The sequence below is a fragment of the Ralstonia pickettii genome (assembly GCF_030582395.1).
GTDB lineage: Bacteria > Pseudomonadota > Gammaproteobacteria > Burkholderiales > Burkholderiaceae > Ralstonia > Ralstonia pickettii_D.
The window spans coordinates 308,434-327,277 of the sequence record NZ_CP104382.1 but is presented as its reverse complement, the minus strand read 5'-3'; the positions used below and the strand labels follow the sequence as shown (position 1 = coordinate 327,277).

The window sequence follows — 18,844 nt, the reverse complement described above, 5'->3', positions numbered from 1 at the left end:
GTTGTCTATTTCAGCCGGACCACCGCGCCGCATGCCCCCAAGCAACGAACATCCCGCCACCGCCCTGCAACATCCGGAGAGCTTCGCCCCACTGGATGCGCCGCCCCAGCCGCCACAGCAGCGGGTGGTGCGCGACGTCATCGCCGGGTTCTCGATTGCAGGTCTGTTGCTGCCCGAAGCCGTTGCCTATGCGGGCATCGCAAGCCTGCCGCCGCAAGCCGGGCTGATCGCGCTGATGTGCGGCCTGGTGGTCTATTCGCTGCTCGGCACGAGCCGCTTTGCCATTGTCTCGGCCACGTCGTCGTCCGCTGCCGTGCTGTTTGCAACGGTGCTGTCGGAGCCCGGCGCCAGCGGCGCGACGGCGCTCACGATGGCCGCCGCGCTCATCATCGCGACGGGCGTGCTGTTCATCCTGGCGGGGGCGGCGCGGCTGGGCGGCATGTCAGATTTCATCGCGCGGCCGGTGCTGCGCGGTTTCACGTTTGGGCTGGCGCTGACGATTGCCATCAAGCAGTTGCCCAAGATCCTCGACGTGGCCGTTCATCACAGCGACACGCCCCGCGTGGCGCTCGACCTCATCGCCGGCGCGGCTGGCGCCAACCCGTACAGCACGGCATTGGGCGCCGTCGCACTCGCGCTGCTCTTCGGCCTCGGGCGCTGGGGGCGCATTCCGGCCACGCTGGTCGTCATCGTGCTGGCCATCGCAGCCGGCTACTGGATCGACTGGCATGCTTACGGCATTGCCGTGGTCGGCCATATCGACCTGCAGAACATCAGCTTCGGCGTACCCGACCTGGGCCGCGCGCAATGGATGCAGAGCGCCGAACTCGGTTTTGCACTCATGCTGATCCTCTATGCCGAGTCCTACGGTTCGATCCGAAATTTCGCGCTCAAGCACGGCGACAGTATCTCCGCCAACCGTGACCTCGTCGCCCTGGGCTGCGCCAACCTGCTCTCGGGCCTGCTGCACGGCATGCCCGTCGGCGCCGGATATTCCGCCACGTCTGCCAACGAAGCCGCGGGTGCGCAATCGCGGTTCTCAGGGCTGTGCGCGGCGGCCGTGGTGGCGCTGATCGTGTGGCTGTTCCTGCCGCAGCTCGCGCGTATTCCCGAGCCGGTGCTGGCGGCCATCGTGATCTTTGCGGTCAGCCACTCGCTGCATCCCGCAGTGTTCAGACCTTACTGGGCCTGGCACCGCGATCGGCTCGTGGTGATTGCCGCATTGCTGGCCGTGCTGGTGCTGGGCGTGCTGCACGGGTTGCTAGCCGCAATCGGCGTGAGCTTGCTCCTCACCCTGCGCAAGCTTTCCGAGCCCAACGTAAGCGTGCTCGGCCGCCTGCGCGAGAGCCACGATTTCGTCGATGTGTCTCTACACCCCGAAGCCAAGCCCGTGCCTGGCGTGCTCATCGTCCGGCCCGAGGTGCCGCTGTTCTTCGCCAACACCGAACGCGTGCTCGGCCAGGTTCGCGCGATGCTGCAGCAGCCGCACGAGCCTGCGCTGCGAACCATCATGCTCAGCCTGGAAGAAACGCCGGACGTGGACGGCTCCGCCATCGAAGCGCTGCGCATCTTTGCCGCCGAATGCGCAGCGCGCGGCCTGCAACTGATGCTGGTGCGGCTCAAGCCGCGCGCGCTGACCGTCCTGCAGCGGGCCACCGACGACACGCTGCGCACCGAGATGCTGCATGAGCTGAGCGTGGATGAATGTGTGCAGTCATTGGCTACAACCGCCGGCATGCCGGCCCCGGCCCCGGCCTAGCCCGACACCGTCAGCGCACTCCAGGCACCGGTTTTCGCCGCATCTCGCACGTAGTCGGCAAAATCCCGCGGCGCGCGCCCGAGCGACCGCTGCACGCCGTCGGCCACCTGCGTGTTGCGGCCATCCAGCACCTCGCTGAACAGCCCGCCCAGAAATTCCGCAAACGCGCGTGGCACGTAATCGGACAGCATGTCGACATAGGCACCGGTTTCCATCGGCTGATAGTGGATGGTGCGGCCGAGGGCATCGCTCAGGATGCCCGCCACCTCCGAAAATGTGAGCGCGCGCGGCCCCGTCATCTCGTACAACTGGCCGAGATGCCGCACATCGGTGAATGCGGCGATGGCGGCATCGGCCAGGTCATCGGCGTCGACGAATGGTTCGGCGACATTGCCGGCTGGCAGCGCGATCACGCCGGCCAGCACGGGTTCAAGCAGATGGCCCTCACTGAAGTTCTGGTTGAACCAGGCCGCGCGCAGCACCGTCCAGGCGAGTCCGCTGTTCTGGACGATGGCTTCGCAGCGCTGTGCAGCCGGTTCGCCACGGCCCGAGAGCAGCACAAGATGGCGCACGCCTGCTGCCTTGGCAGCATCGGCGAATGCGGCGATGGCCGCCTCTGCGCCCGGCGCAGCCAAGTCCGGCTGATAGCTGATGTAGACGCCATCCATGCCGGCCAACGCCGGCGCCCAGGTGGCAGCGTCCTCCCAATCGAATGCGGGGCTGGCGTTACGCGAGCCCTCGCGCACGGTCACGCCATGGTTGCGCAGGCCTTGGGCGACACGCGCACCGGTCTTGCCGGTCGCGCCCAGAACGAGGACGGAAGAGACAGGGGGAACGTTAAAAGTCTGGACGATCGGCATGGGAGCGCTCCTGGAGGCATGGCGGGTAGAAGACGCCTCCAGTATGGAAAGCCGCGCCGCCTGCGATGTGATTGCGCGTCCTGCGTTCATGCCCGATCGTCCAGATCAGAGCAGAATGCGCATGTCACGGACCGGATGCCACTATGAACACCCCCTCCCCCTGGACCCACATCGACCCCCTGGGCGAAGCGCTGCACTTTCTGCGCATGAACGGCGTGTTCTATTGCCGCTCGGAGTTCTCCGCGCCGTGGGGGCTCGCCCTGCCGCCGATGCCCGATTGCATGATGCTGCACGTGGTTGCCAGCGGGTGCGCCTGGCTGGAACTGGATGGCGAGGCGCCCCGCCCGCTCAGCGTCGGCGACCTGGCCATCGTGCCGCGCGGCACCGGGCACAGGCTGACCAGCCAGCCGGGCGTCGCGTCCGCCGGCCTGTTCGACCTGCCCCGCGAGCTGATGAGCGAGCGCTACGAGGTTCTGCGCCACGGCGGCGGCGGCGAGCCTGCGCGGATGGTCTGCGCAGCCGTGCGCTTCAACCATCCGGCCGCACGACGGCTGGCGGCGCTGCTGCCGGCGGCGCTGTGCATCGACAGCCGCCAGTCTCCGCACGCACAGTGGATCGACCAGACGCTGCACTTCATGGCCGCCGAGGCTCGCACGCCGCAACCCGGCGGCGAAACCATGGTGACGCGGCTGGCGGACATCCTCGTCATCCTGGCCATTCGCGATTGGATCGAGCGCGATCCGGCCGCGCGCAGCGGCTGGGTCGGCGCGTTGCAAGACAAGCAGATCGGCCGCGCGATGGCGCTCATCCACCGGGAGCCCGAACGCGATTGGACATTGAACGCCCTCGCCGACGCGGCGGCCATGTCGCGCTCTGCATTTGCGGCACGCTTCACGCGCCTGGTGGGTGAACCGGCCATGCAATACGTCGCCCGATGGCGCATGCAGATTGCTCTGGGCTGGCTGCAGGAAGAGCGCGTGCCGCTGGCAGAAGCCGCCAGCCGGCTGGGCTACCAGTCGGAGGCGGCATTCAGCCGGGCGTTCAAGCGGTTCAATGGGGTGACGCCCGGGGCCGCTCGACGCACGTCAGCCGCGGCGCTGGCAGGCTAGCGCGCGGCGTTCCCCGCTGCACGCGCGCCTTCAAGAATGATGCGCGCCAGCTTGGCGTAATCGCCATCAAAGTGATGGCCGCCCGGCAGCTTCACGAGCTGCACCTGCTTCGGATCCAGGCCAGGGCAGTTGGTGTCCTTCTCTTCCTTGCCGTAGATGCACATGCCCAGACCCGCCGGCAGCTTCTGCACCTCGGGCAGGATCGGCAGGCCGGATGCGCTGCTCGACACCCAGTTCGTCATGTGGAACTCAAAATCGGCGCGCTTGCCCAGGCCCATCATCACGGCCAGCGCAACATGCTCGCGCGACGCCGCCGGCAAGCGGTTGACGATGAAGGGCAGCACGTCTGCGCCTTGCGAATAGCCGATCAGCAACGCCTTCTGCTTCTTCCAGCGCGCGGCGTAAAAGCGCACGAGGCGGTCCATGTCTGCGGCGGCGGAGGCAGGCGTGCGCGGCGTCCAGAAATAGCGCAGCGAATCGATACCGACCACCGACACGCCGGATTTGGAAAGCGCCGCGGCGACCTCCTTGTCCAGCCCTGCCCAACCGCCATCTCCCGAGAGCAGCACAGCGAACAGCTCGGACGACGTACCGGGCTGCGCGGGCACCTCGATGATCGGCAAGTCGGAAACCGCCGCGGGCGGGGGCGGGGGCGGTGGTTTGCGCTGCGCGACAAGCTTGGCGAAGGCGGTTTTGAATGGCTCGGAGGCGGTCACGGGCGGCGCATTGGCAGCCGACGCGGCGGCCGGCAACGCCACCGATTGCGCCCCCGAAATCGTATCGATGAAGGCTTGCGTGGCACGCGCTTCGCACAGCGGACCGGAGCGCCGCGCAAACGACGTCGGTACGGTCGATTGCAGCGCCACCCACGGCGCAGACAGCTTCGTGGCGGGTAGCAGGACCACGCCCGCGTTTTCGGGGGGCTTGACCCGCTTGGCCGTGGTGCGGCTCTCGCTCATGCGGCGGCTGAAGTGCACACCCTCGCCTTTGCACAGCGGCTTGTGCAGCTCCAGCACCGGGCAGAACTCCATCGACATGGCTGCGGCAAAGATGTTCGGGCGCGCTTGGGCAATCATGGCGTAGGCCAGCGCACCGCCTTCGTTGTCGCCGACCAGGATGGGCGGGTAGTAGCCGGGCACCTTCTCATAGGCCTGCAGGAAGCGGCTGAAGTTTTCGAGATCGCCATCGGGGAAAGCGCAATCGCCCGGGTCGGCTTCCAGGCTCGCAAACAACGCGGGCGTCGACAGGCCTGCCACCAGCGCCCCCTGCTGCGCAAGGCTCTCTGCCATGCGCGAGGCAGCGGGCGTCCAGCCGAGATCGCCCGACAGCATCAACACGACGGTGCGGATTTCGCCCTTCGGTTTGTAGACCGGCACATCGCGAAAACGCCCGTGCGTGACAAATTCGACGGCACCCGGTGCGGCGGCGGGCGTAGCGGGCGCCACCACCGGCAGCGACAGCACGCCGCCATTGGCTGCCTTGTTCGCCGTCACCGCGGCTCCGCTCATTTGCAGCCGAGGCGGCATGTCACCACGCGGCGGCACCGCCACGACACCACTCGCCCCTGTCATACCCACGGGCGGAACCAGCACCGCGCCCTGCACGGGTGCCGGTTTGGGTGCAGGCGCAGGAGCATCGGCGGCGATGGCCCAGGACGCTGCCAGCATCATGCCGATGGCACCTGCATGCCCCGCCCAACGCAAGCCTTCGCGTAGCACTCCCCGATGCCGCGCCTCTTGCGTGCGCGGTGCTTGCCAACTCATTTGGAGATCACTCCCTTCAAGCCGCCGCCGATCAGCGCGGCGACGTCCGTCAATGTGAACAGTGGCGCAAGACCGCCACGTGCGAGGAGGTAGCGGGCTTCCCACACCGGCTCGAACTTGTCCTTGAAATTGCGCAGCCCTCTGAAATTGTAGAAGCGCGCACCGTGCCGGAACATCATCCGTCCGAAGCGGTGCCAGCGCGGTGCAAGCTGATGCTCAACCATGCCCGACATCGGCGCCATGCCCAGCCCGAAACGCTGATACCCCTGCGCCTGGAAGTGGAGGATGACCTTGCCGAACAGGAAATCCATCGTGCCCGGCGGCACGTCGCTGCGATAGCGCATCAGGTCGACGCTCGCCTCGATGCGCAGCACGTCAGGGCACATCAGCGTGGCAAACGCGAGGATCACGCCTTCGCGGCGCACCACCGCCACAGGCTGGCTGAGGATGTAACGGTCCTCAAATGCGCCGAGCGAGAAACCCTTCTCGCGCGCGTTCTGATTGCGCAGCCATTCATCGGAGATGGCGCGCAATTCGTCCAGCACGGTCGACACCTCCGCCGTCGGGATGATCTCGAACGACAGCCCTTCGCGTTCGCCGCGCGTCACGCCATGGCGCAGGTTGGCACGGCGCGAGCCCTTCAGGCTGAACTCGGGCAGCGACACATACGCCTCCTCGCCCAGCTTGTAGGCGCGCAGGCCCGCATCGAGATACAGCGGCAGCGTCTGCGGCCGCGTCTTGTAGAACGCGGCGCGCCCGCCATGCGCGTCGGCCATTTCGATAAAGCGCCAGATCAGTTCGGGCCATTCCTGCTGCGCGCCCACGGGGTCGGACAGCGCCACCCACGAGCGCCCTTGCTTGGCGTACATGATGAACGCGTTACCCGACGGCGAGAACAGCAGGCTTTTGTCGCCCATCAGCGCGAGCGTGGCGTCGGCGGCGGGCTGCTTGCGGACGATCTCGGCCGCGCGGGCGAGTTCTTCGTCGCTGGGGTAGGTGGTAACGCCCGGCTCCTTGCGAAAGAGCTGCCACATGCCGAAGCCGAGCCCCGTCACGGCCACGGCCATCAGCGCGCGGATCGAACGCGGCGCATCGCCGTCGAAGGTGAATTGCCACCAGAGCTGGTTGGCGTAGGCCACCTCGCGGTAGGCGAAGAAGAGGATCCACACACACGCCGCAAACACGCAGACCATGGCGAGCAGCCATCCCGCCTCCAACCGCTGCGAGAACAGCGACGACGGCCGGTCAAACTGCCGGCGCGAGACGACGAGCAGCACCGCCAGGGTCACCAGCACCGCCATCTCCGACACGGCAATGCCCTTGGGCAGCGCCAGCACGCCGGTGAGCAGCGACAGCACCAGCGCCGCCCACCACGCGGCGTCCAGCCGGTGCAACAGCCCGCGTGCGACAAACAGCATGATGAACCCGGCCACGCTGCCGATCATGTGGGAGGCTTCCACCACGAACAGCGGCACGTGCATGCGCAGGAGGTCTTCCGCTTCGTCGCTGGCCGGGGTGACGCCCGAGACCAGCAGCATTACGCCCGCCACCATCGTCAGCGCGGCCAGCAGCCCTGGCGACAGCTTGACCGCAGCGCGGCCGAACGGCGCCCCGGCGCCCGAACGCAACTCGAACGCGCCGAGCATGGCCGCAGCCACGACAAGCGGCAGCAGGAAATAGATGACGCGGTAGAACAGCAGCGCGGCCAGCACCTCGGCCGGCGGCGCCTGGCCGCTGCAGCCTAGGAGGATGACGGCCTCGAACACGCCCAGGCCGCCCGGGCTCTGGCTCAGGACGCCCAGCGTGACCGCCAGCGCGTAGAACGCCACGAACGTCGGCAGATCGACCGCGCCTGCCGGCATCAGCACCCACAGCGCCGCCGCGGCCGCAATCATGTCCGCCGCCGAGATCGCGAACTGACGCGCGGCCAAGCCGGGCGGCGGCAGGCGGATCTCCCAGCGGCCGAAGAGCATCACATGGCGCTGGCGCATGCACAGCAGCAGCAACGCAACGACGCCCGCCAGCACCAGCAAGGCCACCACTTCGAGCAATGCCACCGGCAGATGCGTAATGGCGGCGATGTGCGGCGCGCCCCAGAGCAGCCCGACTGCGCCAAAGGCGGTGGTGGGCACGCCGAGCGCCCCGGCATCAAACGCAACCGCCTCCGTCACGCGGGCGGCATCGACCCCGGCCGCCGCGTACAGGCGCGTGCGCACCGCCCCGGCTGTCAACGAACCGAGGCCGATAGTGTTGCCCAGCGCGTAAGCGATGAACGAAGTGGTGGCGACCGTGGCGGGGGCGACGTGCGCGCCGGCATAGCGCAGGCCGGACGCGTCGTAGCCGGTCAGGGCAACGTAGCTCAGCGCCGTGGCCAGCACGGCCAGCAGCAGGTGCGAGCGCGGCGTCGCCTGCAGCGCGGCGACCATATCGGCGTAGTGAACGTGGTCCAGCAGGGCATACAGGCTGTCGAACACGAGTGCGCCAAGCACGAGCACCATGCCGACCACGATCCAGCCGGCAAGGCCGAGGCCGGAATCGGGCCGCGCAGGCGTGGCCGGCGTGGCAGGCGCGGGGTGGGCCGAGGATCGGCGGGGTGTTGGACTGGCGTCGTTGGACGCGGCGTCAGGCATGGTGAAAACGAAATCCTGCTGGCTGGGCGGAGGGCCTTGTCGATGCGACATGCGAATCCGGACACCCGCCGATGGAAGAGCGCGGCAAGCCAATCCCCCGAAGCTCACGCTTCGGACGATATCGACTTCTTGATTGGACCCGGCCTATCGGCACGGGCTGGCGGCGCGCGCCGGCCTTCTCGCGACTCGCGCCTCAAACGGCGCGTGTGTTGGATTCGCACGCTATTGGCGGCCAACGTAATACGGCTGAAGAGGCCGATTCGTTGACACGCGTTTGCGCATTTTACGGTTTGGGCGCGCTCTCCGGCGGCTTGGGCGGCACATTGGGCTTGCCGGCATCAACGGAAACCGGGTCGCTCGCGGGAAAGGTTTCCTCGATGCCTTCATCCAGCAGCGCTTCCTCGTGCGTGTCGGCCACGGGCGGATGCGGATTGGCGGGCGCCGGCGTGGGTGAGGCGCGATCGTCTGGCTCTGGCATGGCGTTCTCCAAGGATGCTTACCCAGAATAGGCAAAGCCGGATTAACAGGATGACATGGAGGGCGGCATGAGCGTATGTCCGGCGAGGGGTGTGCCCGGCACGACAGGTGCGGCACTCAGCCGATGCTCAGCAAACTGTGCGCCCGAGCAGCCGAAAAACGTTGCGCAGAAGGGATCGAATCGGGATGCGCAAACCTTTTCGGTGCTGAAAACGTCTTAGTCAGTATTGCGTAGGAAGGTGGAGTCCGGTACACAACTCACACCACCCTTTTCAATATTTTCACAATTCTGCGCATGCCTTTACAGCGCGCCACCGGTGCATTCCTTCGGCGGCCCTCTCTGCTGATCATCGGCGCGTCAGTGCTTTCGCTGATGCTGGCCGCGCTCACCGCGCTGTCACTGTGGGAAATGCGCTCGGACGCACTGGCCCGCGCACGCGATGCCGCCGACAACCTTTCGCTGATCCTGCAGCGCGACATCGCCCGGAACATCGAGGTGTACGACCTCTCGCTGCAGGCCGTGATCGACGGCGTGCGCGATCCTGCCATGCTGGCGCTGCCGCCCAACGTTCGCCAGCTCGTGCTGTTCGACCGTTCGACCAATGCGCAGGACCTGGGCTCGCTGCTGGTGACCGACAAGGCCGGCGACGTGGTCATCGATTCGCACTCGGTGCCGCCACGGCGCATTTACCTGGGCGACCGCGACTATTTTCAAGTGCATCAAGGCTCCGACAACGTCGGGCTGTACATCAGCGAGCCGTTCATCCCGCGCGCGACCGGCCTGGACCGATCGCTGGGGCTCAGCCGGCGCCTGAACGGCCCGCACGGCGAATTCAACGGCATCGTGGTCGGCACGCTGCGGCTGAACTACTTCCGGCGGCTGTTCGACGGCATCAACCTTGGCCCCCACGCCACCGTCACGCTGATCCGCACCGACGGCACGCTGCTCATGCGGCGCCCGTACAACGAAAAGCTCATCGGCCGCAGCCTGGCCGATGCCACCGCGTTCCAGAAGCGGCTGCTCGCACCGGAAGGCTCGTATGTGGACGTCGCGGGCCTTGACGGTATCGAGCGGCTGTTCAGCTTCCGCCATATCGGCGACCACCCGCTCATCGTCACCGTCGGGCTTGCCACCGAAGACATCTACGCCGAGTGGTGGCAGCGCGCGTGGGTGATCGGCGGCATCGTGCTGATGCTCGATGCGGTGTTCATCGCGCTGTCGATCCTGTTTGCGCAGCATCTGCGCAAGCGGTTCGAAATGGAGCAGCAATTGCATTTGCTGGCCAATACGGACAGCCTGACCGGCCTCGGCACGCGCCGCGCCCTGGACGCCGCGCTCGATGTGGAATGGCGCCGTGCCAATCGGCATCACACCCCGATGGCGGTGTTGATGATCGACGTGGACGATTTCAAGCGCTACAACGACCGCTACGGGCACGCCGCCGGCGACACCGCGCTGCGCACCGTGGCGCGCTGCGTGAACGACAGCATCAAGCGCCCCGGCGATTTTGCGGGCCGCTACGGCGGCGAGGAGTTCTGCGCCGTGCTGCCCAATACGGATCTGAGCGGGGCCGTGCGCGTGGCCGAGGCCATTCGGGCCGCGGTGTTGGCCGCAGACGAGCCGAACGCGGGAAGCGCGTACGGCAAGCTGACGGTGAGCATCGGCGTGGCCGTGCATTCGGGCGTGGCCGCCGAAGACTACACGCTGGAAGACCTCGTTCGACTGGCCGACGGGCGGCTGTATGAAGCCAAGGCCGCCGGCCGCAACGTGGTCTTGCCCAGACAGGAGCGGCCAAAGCTGGCGGTGGTCTAGCCCCGCCCACTTACGGCAGCACCGCATGCGCCGTGGCGTAAGCGATTGCAGCGTCCGCATCGGCCTGCAACAGGAAACGCCGCGCCACCAGACTGCTGGCCGCAGCCGTCACGGCCGCCACGTAGCCGCTCTGCGTGCCATAGCGCTCTTCGATGGACAAGCGCGGATCATTTGCACTGGCGCGCGCAGCCGCCGTCTTTTGCAACGGAAAGAATGAGCCCACCAGCCCCGGCTGATCGACAATCCCCGGCCGGTTGATCGTGTTCCAGCCGGTGTTGGTGGCCAGCGGCACGGCCACGTCCAGGCTGCGGATGCCGGCAATGTCGTTGCCGTCTGCATCCACCTGCGGCACGAGGATGGCGTAGTCGCGGCCCAGATAGGCCGGCGGCACCTGCGTGGCAATGCCGGTTTCATCTTGCGGGGTGTATTGCGGGCCCCAGTCAAGCAGGTGGAACGTGTTCACCAAACCCGTGTATGTCACGCCCGGAATGGCCGGAAACGCGACGTGCGCAGGCGCAACCAGCGTGGCATCTGCAATGCGCGGCACCTGGTTGTCGGGCGGCTGCGTACCGCGCACGACCCAGTCCTCCAGATCCTGATACAGCGCCCGGATGACCGGCACCACGCCGGTGTTGCCGTTCGTGGCATACAGCGCGTTGTACGCCGGTCCGAAGACGGCAGCGGCAGACGCGCCCGGAACCGACGGCGCGCCCAGCAGATGCTGAGAGCTTGCGTAGTAATAGACACGCGCGTTGTCGGGCTGGACCAGATCCTTGGTGCCGAACGCGTCGGTCAGCATGGGCGAGCCCTGCAACGTCCAGAATTCCGTGCCGCTGAAGCCGACGAACAGTTTCGGGCACGTGCCCGATGCATCGCAACGGGTCATGATGCCGCCCTGCCGGCCTGCTACATCGTCAACATAGTCTTTCGCCAGCCCGCGCCGGCCGCCCTGACCGAACGCGGTGTGATCGGCACGCACGCCACCGCCGCCTCCCGGCACGGCAAAGCGCATGTTGATGTTGGTCTGCCGCGCGGCGATCTGTGCAAACACGCCGTCGAACACTTTTGAGCCGTCGGCGGCCTGGTTGAAACCCAAGTTGATGAAGGTCTTCATGAAGTTGCCGCATTGCGATACGCCCGACCCGATGGCGTATCGGATAGCGCCCGCAACCGGATTGGCAACGCCCGGCGCATCGGCCGGAGCACTGCGCAGGAACGAGACCATGTCGCGCACGGCAGCCAGGCCCAGGCCCATCACCTTCGGGTCCTTGGCGACGTAGACGAGTTCGTAGAGGTATTGCGGATCCCACCCGCCCTTGACGCAGATGTTGGCCGGGTCAGGCGTGCCCGGAAACGGCACGGTGCTGCTGCATTGGGCGAACTTCCAGTCCGTAGCGGGAATGAGCTGGCGCGGGTCGCTCTCGTTGATGCGGCGCGTGAGCACGTAGCCGGGTTGCGTGTTGTCGAGGCTGGCCGGCGCGTACGGCACCATCGCGCCGTTGAACGCACCGCCAGGCAAGGTCAATGACGCCGTGGTCGCCACCGTGGGCAGCAGTTCGGCGCGGTAGGTGCCGATGATGGACGAGCCGTCGGCGTTCTTCGCAACCGGCACCGTCAACGTCACGCGGCCGGCGCTTTCCGGCACGTCGCCCTGCCACGCCGACGATAGGAAGACGTAACCGCGCGAGGCAAAGTACGGATCGAGATTGACGATGTTGCCCCGGTTGGGCGCGTCGTAGCGCAGCACGCCGTTGGCCTTGGACATGTCCACCGGCTTGAACAGCACGAACTCCGAGGTGTATTCGACGTTGCCGTTGGCGTTGCGCGGGGCGAGCTTGAGGTCGGTGATGATGCCATTACGCGCATCCGCGGGGTCGACCTCGCCGGTGAAGGTGCCGGAGATCTTCTCGTACGCACCAACGTTGCCGAACGTGCCCGCCACCGGCTCGGTCTTGCTGACCGTGATGCGATAGGCCGGCGCCGGGGCTGTGCTCGCCACGGGGGCCGGCGGGCCAGCATCCGAATTTCCGCCGCAAGCGGCCAGCGCGCAGGCGAGCGCGAGCGCGCCTCCCAGAATCGGAAGCTTCATGGTGGTCTCCTCTGTTGGTGGGTCGTTCTTTTTGCGCGCAGCCCGATGCAACGCGGTCCGCAGGCTGTGATGAGGTTGTGCACAGAACTCTAGAAAGCTTTCGTTGATCGGTGAAATGGAATGTTTCGATCAACCATGCGGTGGGCGCGATGAATGAAGGGCGCCTCTTTCCCACCCTCCCCCCCGCGTAAAATGCGCGGCTTCCAACGGATGGCACCTGCGCATCCGGGCCCTTCTTCAGATCCAGGACACCACACCATGACCAAGGCCACCGGCAGCTTCGAAGCGCTGGCCGCGCGCGAAGGCGGCCTGCAGCACCGCTTGTCTTCCGCGCAACTCACCATGATCGCCATCGGCAGCGCGATCGGAACAGGCTTGTTCCTGGGCAGCGGGGCGGCCATCCAACTGGCCGGCCCGGGCGTCATCGTCAGCTACGCCATCGGGGCGTTCATCGCGCTGCTGCTCATGGGCTGCCTGGCAGAAATGGTGGTGGCGCACCCGACCACCGGTTCCTTCGGTGCCTATGCCGAACACTACGTGAGCCCGCTCGCCGGCTTCCTCGTGCGCTATGCGTATTGGGCGGCCGTCGTTTTCGTGATCGGTGCGGAGGTGACCGCGGTGGCGGTGTACATGGCGTACTGGTTTCCGGGCGTGCCGGCGTGGGTGTGGATTGCCGGGTTCTCGGCCGTGCTGGTGTGGATCAATGCAAGCAGCGTCGATGTGTTTGGCGTGGCCGAATACTGGTGCTCGATGATCAAGGTGGTAGCCATCGTCGCGTTTCTGGCGGTGGCCAGCTTCGCCATCTATCGCGCGCCCGAAGGCGGCCCGATCGGCTTTCACAACTACGTAACCACGGGCGGTTTTCTGCCGCACGGCTGGAATGGTGTGTGGTTCGGTGCGGTGGTCAGCATCTTCAGCTTCTTCGGCATCGAGCTGATTGCGGTGGCCGCCGGCGAGGCACGCGAGCCCGAAGCCGCCGCCACCAGCGCCTTCCGCTCAACGCTGTTCCGGCTGGTGTTCTTCTACCTGTGCACGCTCGCGCTGATGCTCGCCGTTGTGCCGTGGCAGCAAGCCGGCACGGGCAAGAGCCCGTTTGTGCGGGTGATGGAAATCCTCGGGATTGCCGGGGGTGCAGGCGTGATGAACTTCGTGGTGCTGACGGCGGCGCTGTCATCGATGAACGCGCAACTCTATGTATCGACGCGCATGCTGTTCAGCCTCGCGCGGGGCGGGCAGGCGCCTCAGGCGTTGGGCGCGGTGAGCCGACGCGGTGTGCCGCTGCGCGCGCTGGCGGTGTCCAGCTCCGGTGCAGCATTGGCGGCCGTGCTGAGCGTGGTGCTGCCGGGCCACTCGTTCCTGCTGATGATGTCGCTGGCGATGTTCGGTGCGCTGTTCACGTGGCTCGTCATCTTTGTGACGCACCTGCGCTTCCGGCGCGCCGCCGAGCGCGAGCGTCGCGCATTGCGCTTTCGCATGTGGGGTTTTCCGGTGCTGACCATGCTTGGCGCCATCGCCATGGCGGTCATCATCGTCAGCACCGCGTGGATGCCCGATTTTCGGATGACGCTGGTGGTGGGGGTGCCGTTTTTGGCTGTTATGGCATGCGTGCACCTAAGAATTCGAGACCGGTAGTCGCTCTGCCGCCACACCCCACTTCTTGACGGGCTGGCGAGCGCACTTTCACGCGGGAATGTGGGATACGATCAGTTTCTCATTCTTACAAACAGCTTATTTCCGCTGCTCATGACTCCCGCGAAACTGTTCCTCGCCGCGCTCTTACTTTCCACGCCGGTGCTGGCTGCAGCGCAGTCGGCAGATGCCCCTGTCATCAAAAGCGGCGACCAGTGGACGTACCAGACCACCATCGAGACAGGGCCGTCCGGCTGGAAGCAGACGCATGACACGTTCACCGTTGTGCGGACCACGGCGTCGAACATCTACTTTACGGTGCAGGCCAAAGGCGCGCCTACTGGCCCGATCGAGGTTATCGCCGGCGCGGATTGGAGTCGCATTCGCAACGTGGATGGCAAAGAGACGACCGTCAACCGTCCGCTTGCTTTCCCGCTGCAGCCAGGCAAGAGCTGGGATGTTTCCTTCACCGAGCACAATCCAAACAAGGCCCATACCCTTGAGCAGTGGGACACGCACTACAAGGTCATGGGCTATGAATCGGTCGAAGTGCCCGCCGGCAAATTCAACGCCATCAAGATCGAGGCGGAAGGTCAGTGGATAGCTGAACTGGCGCCATCCACCGCCATTGTGCAGTCGGCCAACAGCGCCGCGGGCGGCACTACGATGGTCACGCAGACGCAACGCACCCAGCCAAGCAAGGCCACTGGGCGGACGTATAGGGCCGTGTGGTATGCGCCCGAGGTCGGCCGCTGGGTGAAGTCTGTTGATGAGGTCTACAACAGCGGAGGCGTGCGCAGCCAGCGCACCACGTCGGAACTGGAAACGCTCCAGCTCACGGGGCGGTAAGAAGCCTCATGCGCCGAGCGCCGCGAGGCGCTCGACGTCTGCACATCAAGCCTGCGCCAGCGCCTGATCCAGATCGGCCAGCAGATCATCGATGTGCTCGATGCCGATCGACAGCCGGATCGTCTCCTGCCGCACACCGGCCTTGGCAAGCTCGGCTTCAGACAGCTGCCGGTGCGTGGTCGATGCCGGGTGCGTGGCCAGCGACTTCGCGTCGCCAATGTTCACCAGCCGCGTGAACAACTGCAGCGCATCCTGAAAACGCGCCCCGGCGGCAGAGCCGCCCTTCACACCAAACGTAAGCAGCCCTGGCGCCTTGCCCGAGAGGTACTTGCGCACGAGTGCGTGATCGGGGTGATCGTCCAGGCTGGCATGGTTGACCCACTCCACCTTGGCGTGGCCGCGCAGATGCCGGGCGATCTGCGTGGCGTTCTGCGTGATGCGGTCGATACGCAGGCCCAGCGTTTCGATGCCCTGCAGGATCAGGAACGCGTTGAACGGCGACAGCGCCGCGCCGGTATTGCGCAGCGGCACCACGCGCGCGCGGCCGATATACGCCGCGTCACCCAGTGCTTCCGTATAGACGACACCGTGGTAGCTGACGTCCGGCTCGTTCAGCCGCTTGAAGCGCGCCTTGTGCTTGGCCCACGGAAACTTGCCCGAATCGACGATCGCACCGCCCAGGCTTGTGCCGTGACCGCCCAGGTACTTCGTCAGCGAATGCACGACGATGTCGGCGCCGTGCTCGAAGGGCCGCGTCAAGTACGGTGTGGGAACGGTGTTGTCGACGATGAGCGGCACGCCGTGGCGGTGCGCGATCTCGGCCAGCGCCGCAATGTCGGTGATGTTGCCCAGCGGGTTGCCGACGGTCTCGGCAAAGATCGCCTTGGTGCGGTCGTCGATCAGCGCCTCGAACGCTGCCGGGTCGCGCGGATCGGCAAACCGCGTGGTGATGCCCGACAGCGGCAGCGTGTGCGCGAACAGGTTATAGGTGCCGCCGTACAGCGTGCTGGCCGAGACAATGTTGTCGCCCGCCTCCGCAATGGTCTGGATGGCATATGTGACGGCCGCCTGTCCCGACGCCAGCGCAAGCGCCCCGATGCCGCCTTCAAGCGCAGCGATGCGCTTCTCCAGCACATCGTTGGTCGGGTTCATGATGCGGGAGTAGATGTTGCCCGGCACCTTCAGGTCGAACAGATCGGCGCCGTGCTGCGTGTCGTCAAACGCGAACGCAACGGTCTGATAGATCGGCACGGCCACCGCGCGCGTGGTGGGGTCGGCGCTGTAGCCGCCGTGGACGGCTACCGTGTCGAGCTTCCAGGCAGGGGCCGTGGTGAGCGATTGCTGCGTCATCGTCGCGTCTCCGGAGGATTGATCTCCGGCGAGCATAGGGGTTGCCGTTCAGGACGCGAACGACCGTTTTTGTCTTTGGTTATGCGCTCAGGCGCTCTTGCCGGCGCACGCGGCGCGCTCCTTCTGCCAGTGTGTCATCAACTTGCGCAGCGCCGCGTCCCGCACCTCCAGGATGGCAAATACGCCCAGGGCGTCGAGCGCGGGGAGCACCTCGCTGGAATCGCATTGAGTTCTTGTTCTCAAAAGCCGTAAAGCTTGACCGGATTCGCCACAAAGATCATCTGCTGCCAATCCGCACGGCCGATCCACGCGGCAAACGTATCGACGAGTGCAGCATCGTCGGGCTTGTGCGCCTTCTCGGTGGGATGCGGCCAGTCGGTGCCCCAGAGCATCCGCTCGGGAGCCGTGTTGATGAAGGCCTTGGCCACGGGCTCGACATCGGCGTAAGCAGGGGCACCCGTCTTGGAATCGACGTAAGGGCCGGACAGCGTGACCCACGTGTTGCCCTTGTCGACCAGGCGCTGCGCCGTGCGCATGGCATCGGACTGCATGCCGCCAGGCTGTGGCACGTGCGCAATGTGATCGATGACAAGCGGACACGACAGCGCAAGGAGATGCGGCTCCAGCGCGGGCAACTTCGCGCCTTGCACGACCAGCTCGATATGCCACCCAAACGCGCCGATGCGTGAGGCCAGCGGCGCAAGCATCTCGACGGTGGTGGCCCCCGGATAGCTCAGGTTAAAGCGGATGGCCCGCACACCTGCCGCGTGCATCTCGGCAAGCTGGGCATCCGTCACGGAGGTATCGACCACCGCAACCCCGCGCGCATTGGCCCCGAAACGCTTGAGCGCATCCAAGGTGCAACGGTTGTCGGTTCCGTATGTCGACGGCGTGACGACCACGTTGCGCTGCACGCCCAGACGCGCCTGCACCTTGCGGTACTGCTCGATGCTCGCGTTGGGCGGCCGCAGCGTGGTGCCCGGGGCGCTGGGGAATCGGTCATTGTAGATGTGCATGTGGCAATCCACTGCACCGGCCGGCAGCTTGAACGTCGGCGCGGCGCTGCCGGTGGACCACAACTCTTCTGCTTCGGTAAGCCCCGGAACAGCGGCCGCCACGGCACCAGCGCCTGCCATCTGCAGGAACCGCCTTCTGTTGAGTGCGCGCATGTCAGGCCGTCTCCGTCTTGTTCAGCATCTGCGCTTCTGATGTGGAGCGACTCAACAGCAGCAGGGTGGCCACGCTCACTAGCGTCAGCACGGCCAACGGCATCAGCGCCAGGGCATAGCTGCCGGTAGCCTGCTTGACCCAGCCGTACACATTCACCATCAGGCCGCCGCCGATGAGGTTGGCGATCGCGTTGATGGTGGCCAGCCCCGCAGCGGCTGCACTGTTGGAGAGCATGCCGGAGGCCAGCGCCCAGAACGGCCCCTTGAACGAATAGGCCCCGACCAGCACCGCGCACAGCATCACCATGGTCGGCACCAAAGACCCGCTGAGCGAGGTGCCGAACAGGCCCAGCCCGATCAGCAGCATGGGGATGGCGGTGTGCCAGCGGCGCTCCTTCAGGCGGTCGGAGCGGCGGCCCCAGAACACCATCAGCACCGAAGCCACGGCATATGGCACCGAGTTCAGCAGCCCCGTCTGCATGACGGTCAACCCGAACGATTTGAGCAGTTGCGGCTGCCACACCGACAGCGTGCTGCCGGCAGCCGACGCACACACATCCACCAGCGCGAGGCACAGCACGTAGCGGTTGCAGAACAGCTTCGCCAGCGGCATCTGCGCAACCTTCTTCGGGCCGCGCGCTTCACCGGCCAACGCATTCGTGAGCCACTGGCGCTCGTCAGCGGACAGCCACTTGGCTTCTTCAGGCCGATTGGTCAGCAAGCGCAGGCAGGCAATGCCAAGCAGCACCGTCGGAATGCCTTCGAGGATGAACAGCCAATGCCAGCCGCGCAATCCAGCGAACCCGTCCATCTGGAGCAGCGCAGCCGAGATGGGCGAGCCGATGAAGCTCGCCCCCGGAATGGCGACCATGAACGTGGCCACAATGCGGGCGCGGTGCGTTGCCGGAATCCAATATGAGAGATACAGCAGCACGCCGGGAAAGAACCCCGCCTCGGCGGCACCCAGCAGAAAGCGCAGCGCGTAAAACGAGGCCGGGCCTTGCACCAGTGCCGTCGCAGCCGAGATCAGACCCCACGTGATCATGATCCGCGCGATCCAGATGCGCGCGCCGTAGCGTTGCAGCGCAAGATTGCTCGGTACCTCGAAGAAGAAGTACGACACAAAGAAGAGACTGCTGCCGAACCCGAACACGCCGGCCGTGAGCCCCAGGTCATGATTCATCTGTAGCGAGGCCATGCCCACGTTGCCGCGATCGATGAAGGCCAGCAGGTAGCAGACCATCAGAAATGGCACGAGACGCCAGACCACCTTGCGCAGGGTCCGCCGTTCGATCTCGGTGACGCCGGTACCGCCGGTCACTTGCATGTGTGTCTCCTGGCGCCGTC

At 66.1% G+C, this 18,844-nt stretch carries 14 protein-coding genes; 5 read left to right on the top strand and 9 right to left on the bottom strand.

What is annotated here, in order from left to right:
• The first annotated feature begins 31 nt into the window (after positions 1-31).
• The gene (locus N5B55_RS18195) at positions 32-1,759 is read left to right on the top strand and encodes a SulP family inorganic anion transporter (RefSeq protein WP_065854123.1); all 1,728 of its coding nucleotides are present in this window, start codon (positions 32-34) and stop codon (positions 1,757-1,759) included.
• Here the strand turns inward: N5B55_RS18195 and N5B55_RS18190 are convergent.
• Positions 1,756-2,619: an NmrA family NAD(P)-binding protein gene (locus tag N5B55_RS18190; RefSeq protein WP_304540891.1), complete on the bottom strand. Its 864-nt coding sequence runs from the start codon at positions 2,617-2,619 to the stop codon at positions 1,756-1,758. The two genes, N5B55_RS18195 and N5B55_RS18190, sit on opposite strands and share 4 nt — an antisense overlap.
• Before the next feature lie 143 nt (positions 2,620-2,762).
• Here N5B55_RS18190 and N5B55_RS18185 point away from each other — a divergent pair, with 143 nt between their 5' ends.
• The gene (locus tag N5B55_RS18185; RefSeq protein ID WP_154205635.1) at positions 2,763-3,728 is read left to right on the top strand and encodes an AraC family transcriptional regulator; all 966 of its coding nucleotides are present in this window, start codon (positions 2,763-2,765) and stop codon (positions 3,726-3,728) included.
• On the opposite strand, the gene N5B55_RS18180 is transcribed toward N5B55_RS18185, so the two are convergent.
• The 3 genes from N5B55_RS18180 to N5B55_RS18170 form a co-directional block, all read right to left on the bottom strand.
• Entirely contained in the window at positions 3,725-5,491 is a 1,767-nt protein-coding gene (locus N5B55_RS18180) for a virulence factor family protein (protein ID WP_304540889.1), read from the bottom strand. The genes N5B55_RS18185 and N5B55_RS18180 overlap by 4 nt on opposite strands.
• Positions 5,488-8,121 carry a bifunctional lysylphosphatidylglycerol flippase/synthetase MprF gene (mprF, locus tag N5B55_RS18175; RefSeq protein ID WP_304541864.1) on the bottom strand — a complete coding sequence of 878 codons (2,634 nt, stop codon included), beginning with the start codon at positions 8,119-8,121 and terminating at the stop codon, positions 5,488-5,490. The genes N5B55_RS18180 and mprF overlap by 4 nt, the downstream gene beginning before the upstream one ends.
• 283 nt (positions 8,122-8,404) lie before the next feature.
• On the bottom strand, positions 8,405-8,599 hold the full coding sequence (locus N5B55_RS18170) for a hypothetical protein (protein ID WP_065854113.1): 195 nt from the start codon (positions 8,597-8,599) through the stop codon (positions 8,405-8,407).
• Between the two features lie 294 nt (positions 8,600-8,893).
• Between N5B55_RS18170 and N5B55_RS18165 the strand changes: the two genes are divergently transcribed.
• Positions 8,894-10,411: a sensor domain-containing diguanylate cyclase gene (locus tag N5B55_RS18165; RefSeq protein WP_304540887.1), complete on the top strand. Its 1,518-nt coding sequence runs from the start codon at positions 8,894-8,896 to the stop codon at positions 10,409-10,411.
• 10 nt (positions 10,412-10,421) lie between these two features.
• Here the strand turns inward: N5B55_RS18165 and N5B55_RS18160 are convergent, their stop codons facing one another.
• Entirely contained in the window at positions 10,422-12,500 is a 2,079-nt protein-coding gene (locus N5B55_RS18160; protein ID WP_304540885.1) for an alpha/beta hydrolase domain-containing protein, read from the bottom strand.
• 258 nt (positions 12,501-12,758) lie between these two features.
• On the opposite strand from N5B55_RS18160, the gene N5B55_RS18155 reads away from it, so the two are divergent.
• On the top strand, positions 12,759-14,132 hold the full coding sequence (locus N5B55_RS18155; protein ID WP_304540883.1) for an amino acid permease: 1,374 nt from the start codon (positions 12,759-12,761) through the stop codon (positions 14,130-14,132).
• A gap of 111 nt (positions 14,133-14,243) precedes the next feature.
• The gene (locus N5B55_RS18150; protein WP_304540882.1) at positions 14,244-14,978 is read left to right on the top strand and encodes a hypothetical protein; all 735 of its coding nucleotides are present in this window, start codon (positions 14,244-14,246) and stop codon (positions 14,976-14,978) included.
• Positions 14,979-15,023: 45 nt separating this feature from the next.
• On the opposite strand, the gene N5B55_RS18145 is transcribed toward N5B55_RS18150, so the two are convergent.
• The 4 genes from N5B55_RS18145 to N5B55_RS18130 all read right to left on the bottom strand — a co-directional run bounded on the left by N5B55_RS18145 (position 15,024) and on the right by N5B55_RS18130 (position 18,824).
• Positions 15,024-16,328, bottom strand: a complete 1,305-nt coding sequence (locus N5B55_RS18145; RefSeq protein WP_304540881.1) for an O-acetylhomoserine aminocarboxypropyltransferase/cysteine synthase family protein — start codon at positions 16,326-16,328, stop codon at positions 15,024-15,026.
• A gap of 87 nt (positions 16,329-16,415) precedes the next feature.
• Positions 16,416-16,571 (bottom strand): hypothetical protein, encoded by a 156-nt coding sequence (locus N5B55_RS18140; protein ID WP_304540880.1) that lies wholly within the window; start codon positions 16,569-16,571, stop codon positions 16,416-16,418.
• A complete protein-coding gene (locus tag N5B55_RS18135; protein ID WP_304540879.1) occupies positions 16,568-17,497 on the bottom strand; it encodes an amidohydrolase family protein in 930 nt (309 codons plus the stop codon). The genes N5B55_RS18140 and N5B55_RS18135 overlap by 4 nt, the downstream gene beginning before the upstream one ends.
• 1 nt (position 17,498) lies before the next feature.
• Entirely contained in the window at positions 17,499-18,824 is a 1,326-nt protein-coding gene (locus N5B55_RS18130) for an MFS transporter (protein ID WP_304540877.1), read from the bottom strand.
• Positions 18,825-18,844: the final 20 nt, after the last annotated feature.

Coding starts and splice junctions, on each gene's coding strand:
- N5B55_RS18155 (WP_304540883.1), top strand. CDS start 12,759: ATGACCAAGGCCACCGGCAGCTTCGAAGCGCTGGCCGCGCGCGAAGGC.
- N5B55_RS18180 (WP_304540889.1), bottom strand. CDS start 5,491: ATGAGTTGGCAAGCACCGCGCACGCAAGAGGCGCGGCATCGGGGAGTG.
- N5B55_RS18160 (WP_304540885.1), bottom strand. CDS start 12,500: ATGAAGCTTCCGATTCTGGGAGGCGCGCTCGCGCTCGCCTGCGCGCTG.
- N5B55_RS18190 (WP_304540891.1), bottom strand. CDS start 2,619: ATGCCGATCGTCCAGACTTTTAACGTTCCCCCTGTCTCTTCCGTCCTC.
- N5B55_RS18135 (WP_304540879.1), bottom strand. CDS start 17,497: ATGCGCGCACTCAACAGAAGGCGGTTCCTGCAGATGGCAGGCGCTGGT.
- N5B55_RS18195 (WP_065854123.1), top strand. CDS start 32: ATGCCCCCAAGCAACGAACATCCCGCCACCGCCCTGCAACATCCGGAG.
- N5B55_RS18165 (WP_304540887.1), top strand. CDS start 8,894: ATGCCTTTACAGCGCGCCACCGGTGCATTCCTTCGGCGGCCCTCTCTG.
- N5B55_RS18130 (WP_304540877.1), bottom strand. CDS start 18,824: ATGCAAGTGACCGGCGGTACCGGCGTCACCGAGATCGAACGGCGGACC.
- N5B55_RS18150 (WP_304540882.1), top strand. CDS start 14,244: ATGACTCCCGCGAAACTGTTCCTCGCCGCGCTCTTACTTTCCACGCCG.
- mprF (WP_304541864.1), bottom strand. CDS start 8,121: ATGCCTGACGCCGCGTCCAACGACGCCAGTCCAACACCCCGCCGATCC.
- N5B55_RS18145 (WP_304540881.1), bottom strand. CDS start 16,328: ATGACGCAGCAATCGCTCACCACGGCCCCTGCCTGGAAGCTCGACACG.
- N5B55_RS18170 (WP_065854113.1), bottom strand. CDS start 8,599: ATGCCAGAGCCAGACGATCGCGCCTCACCCACGCCGGCGCCCGCCAAT.
- N5B55_RS18185 (WP_154205635.1), top strand. CDS start 2,763: ATGAACACCCCCTCCCCCTGGACCCACATCGACCCCCTGGGCGAAGCG.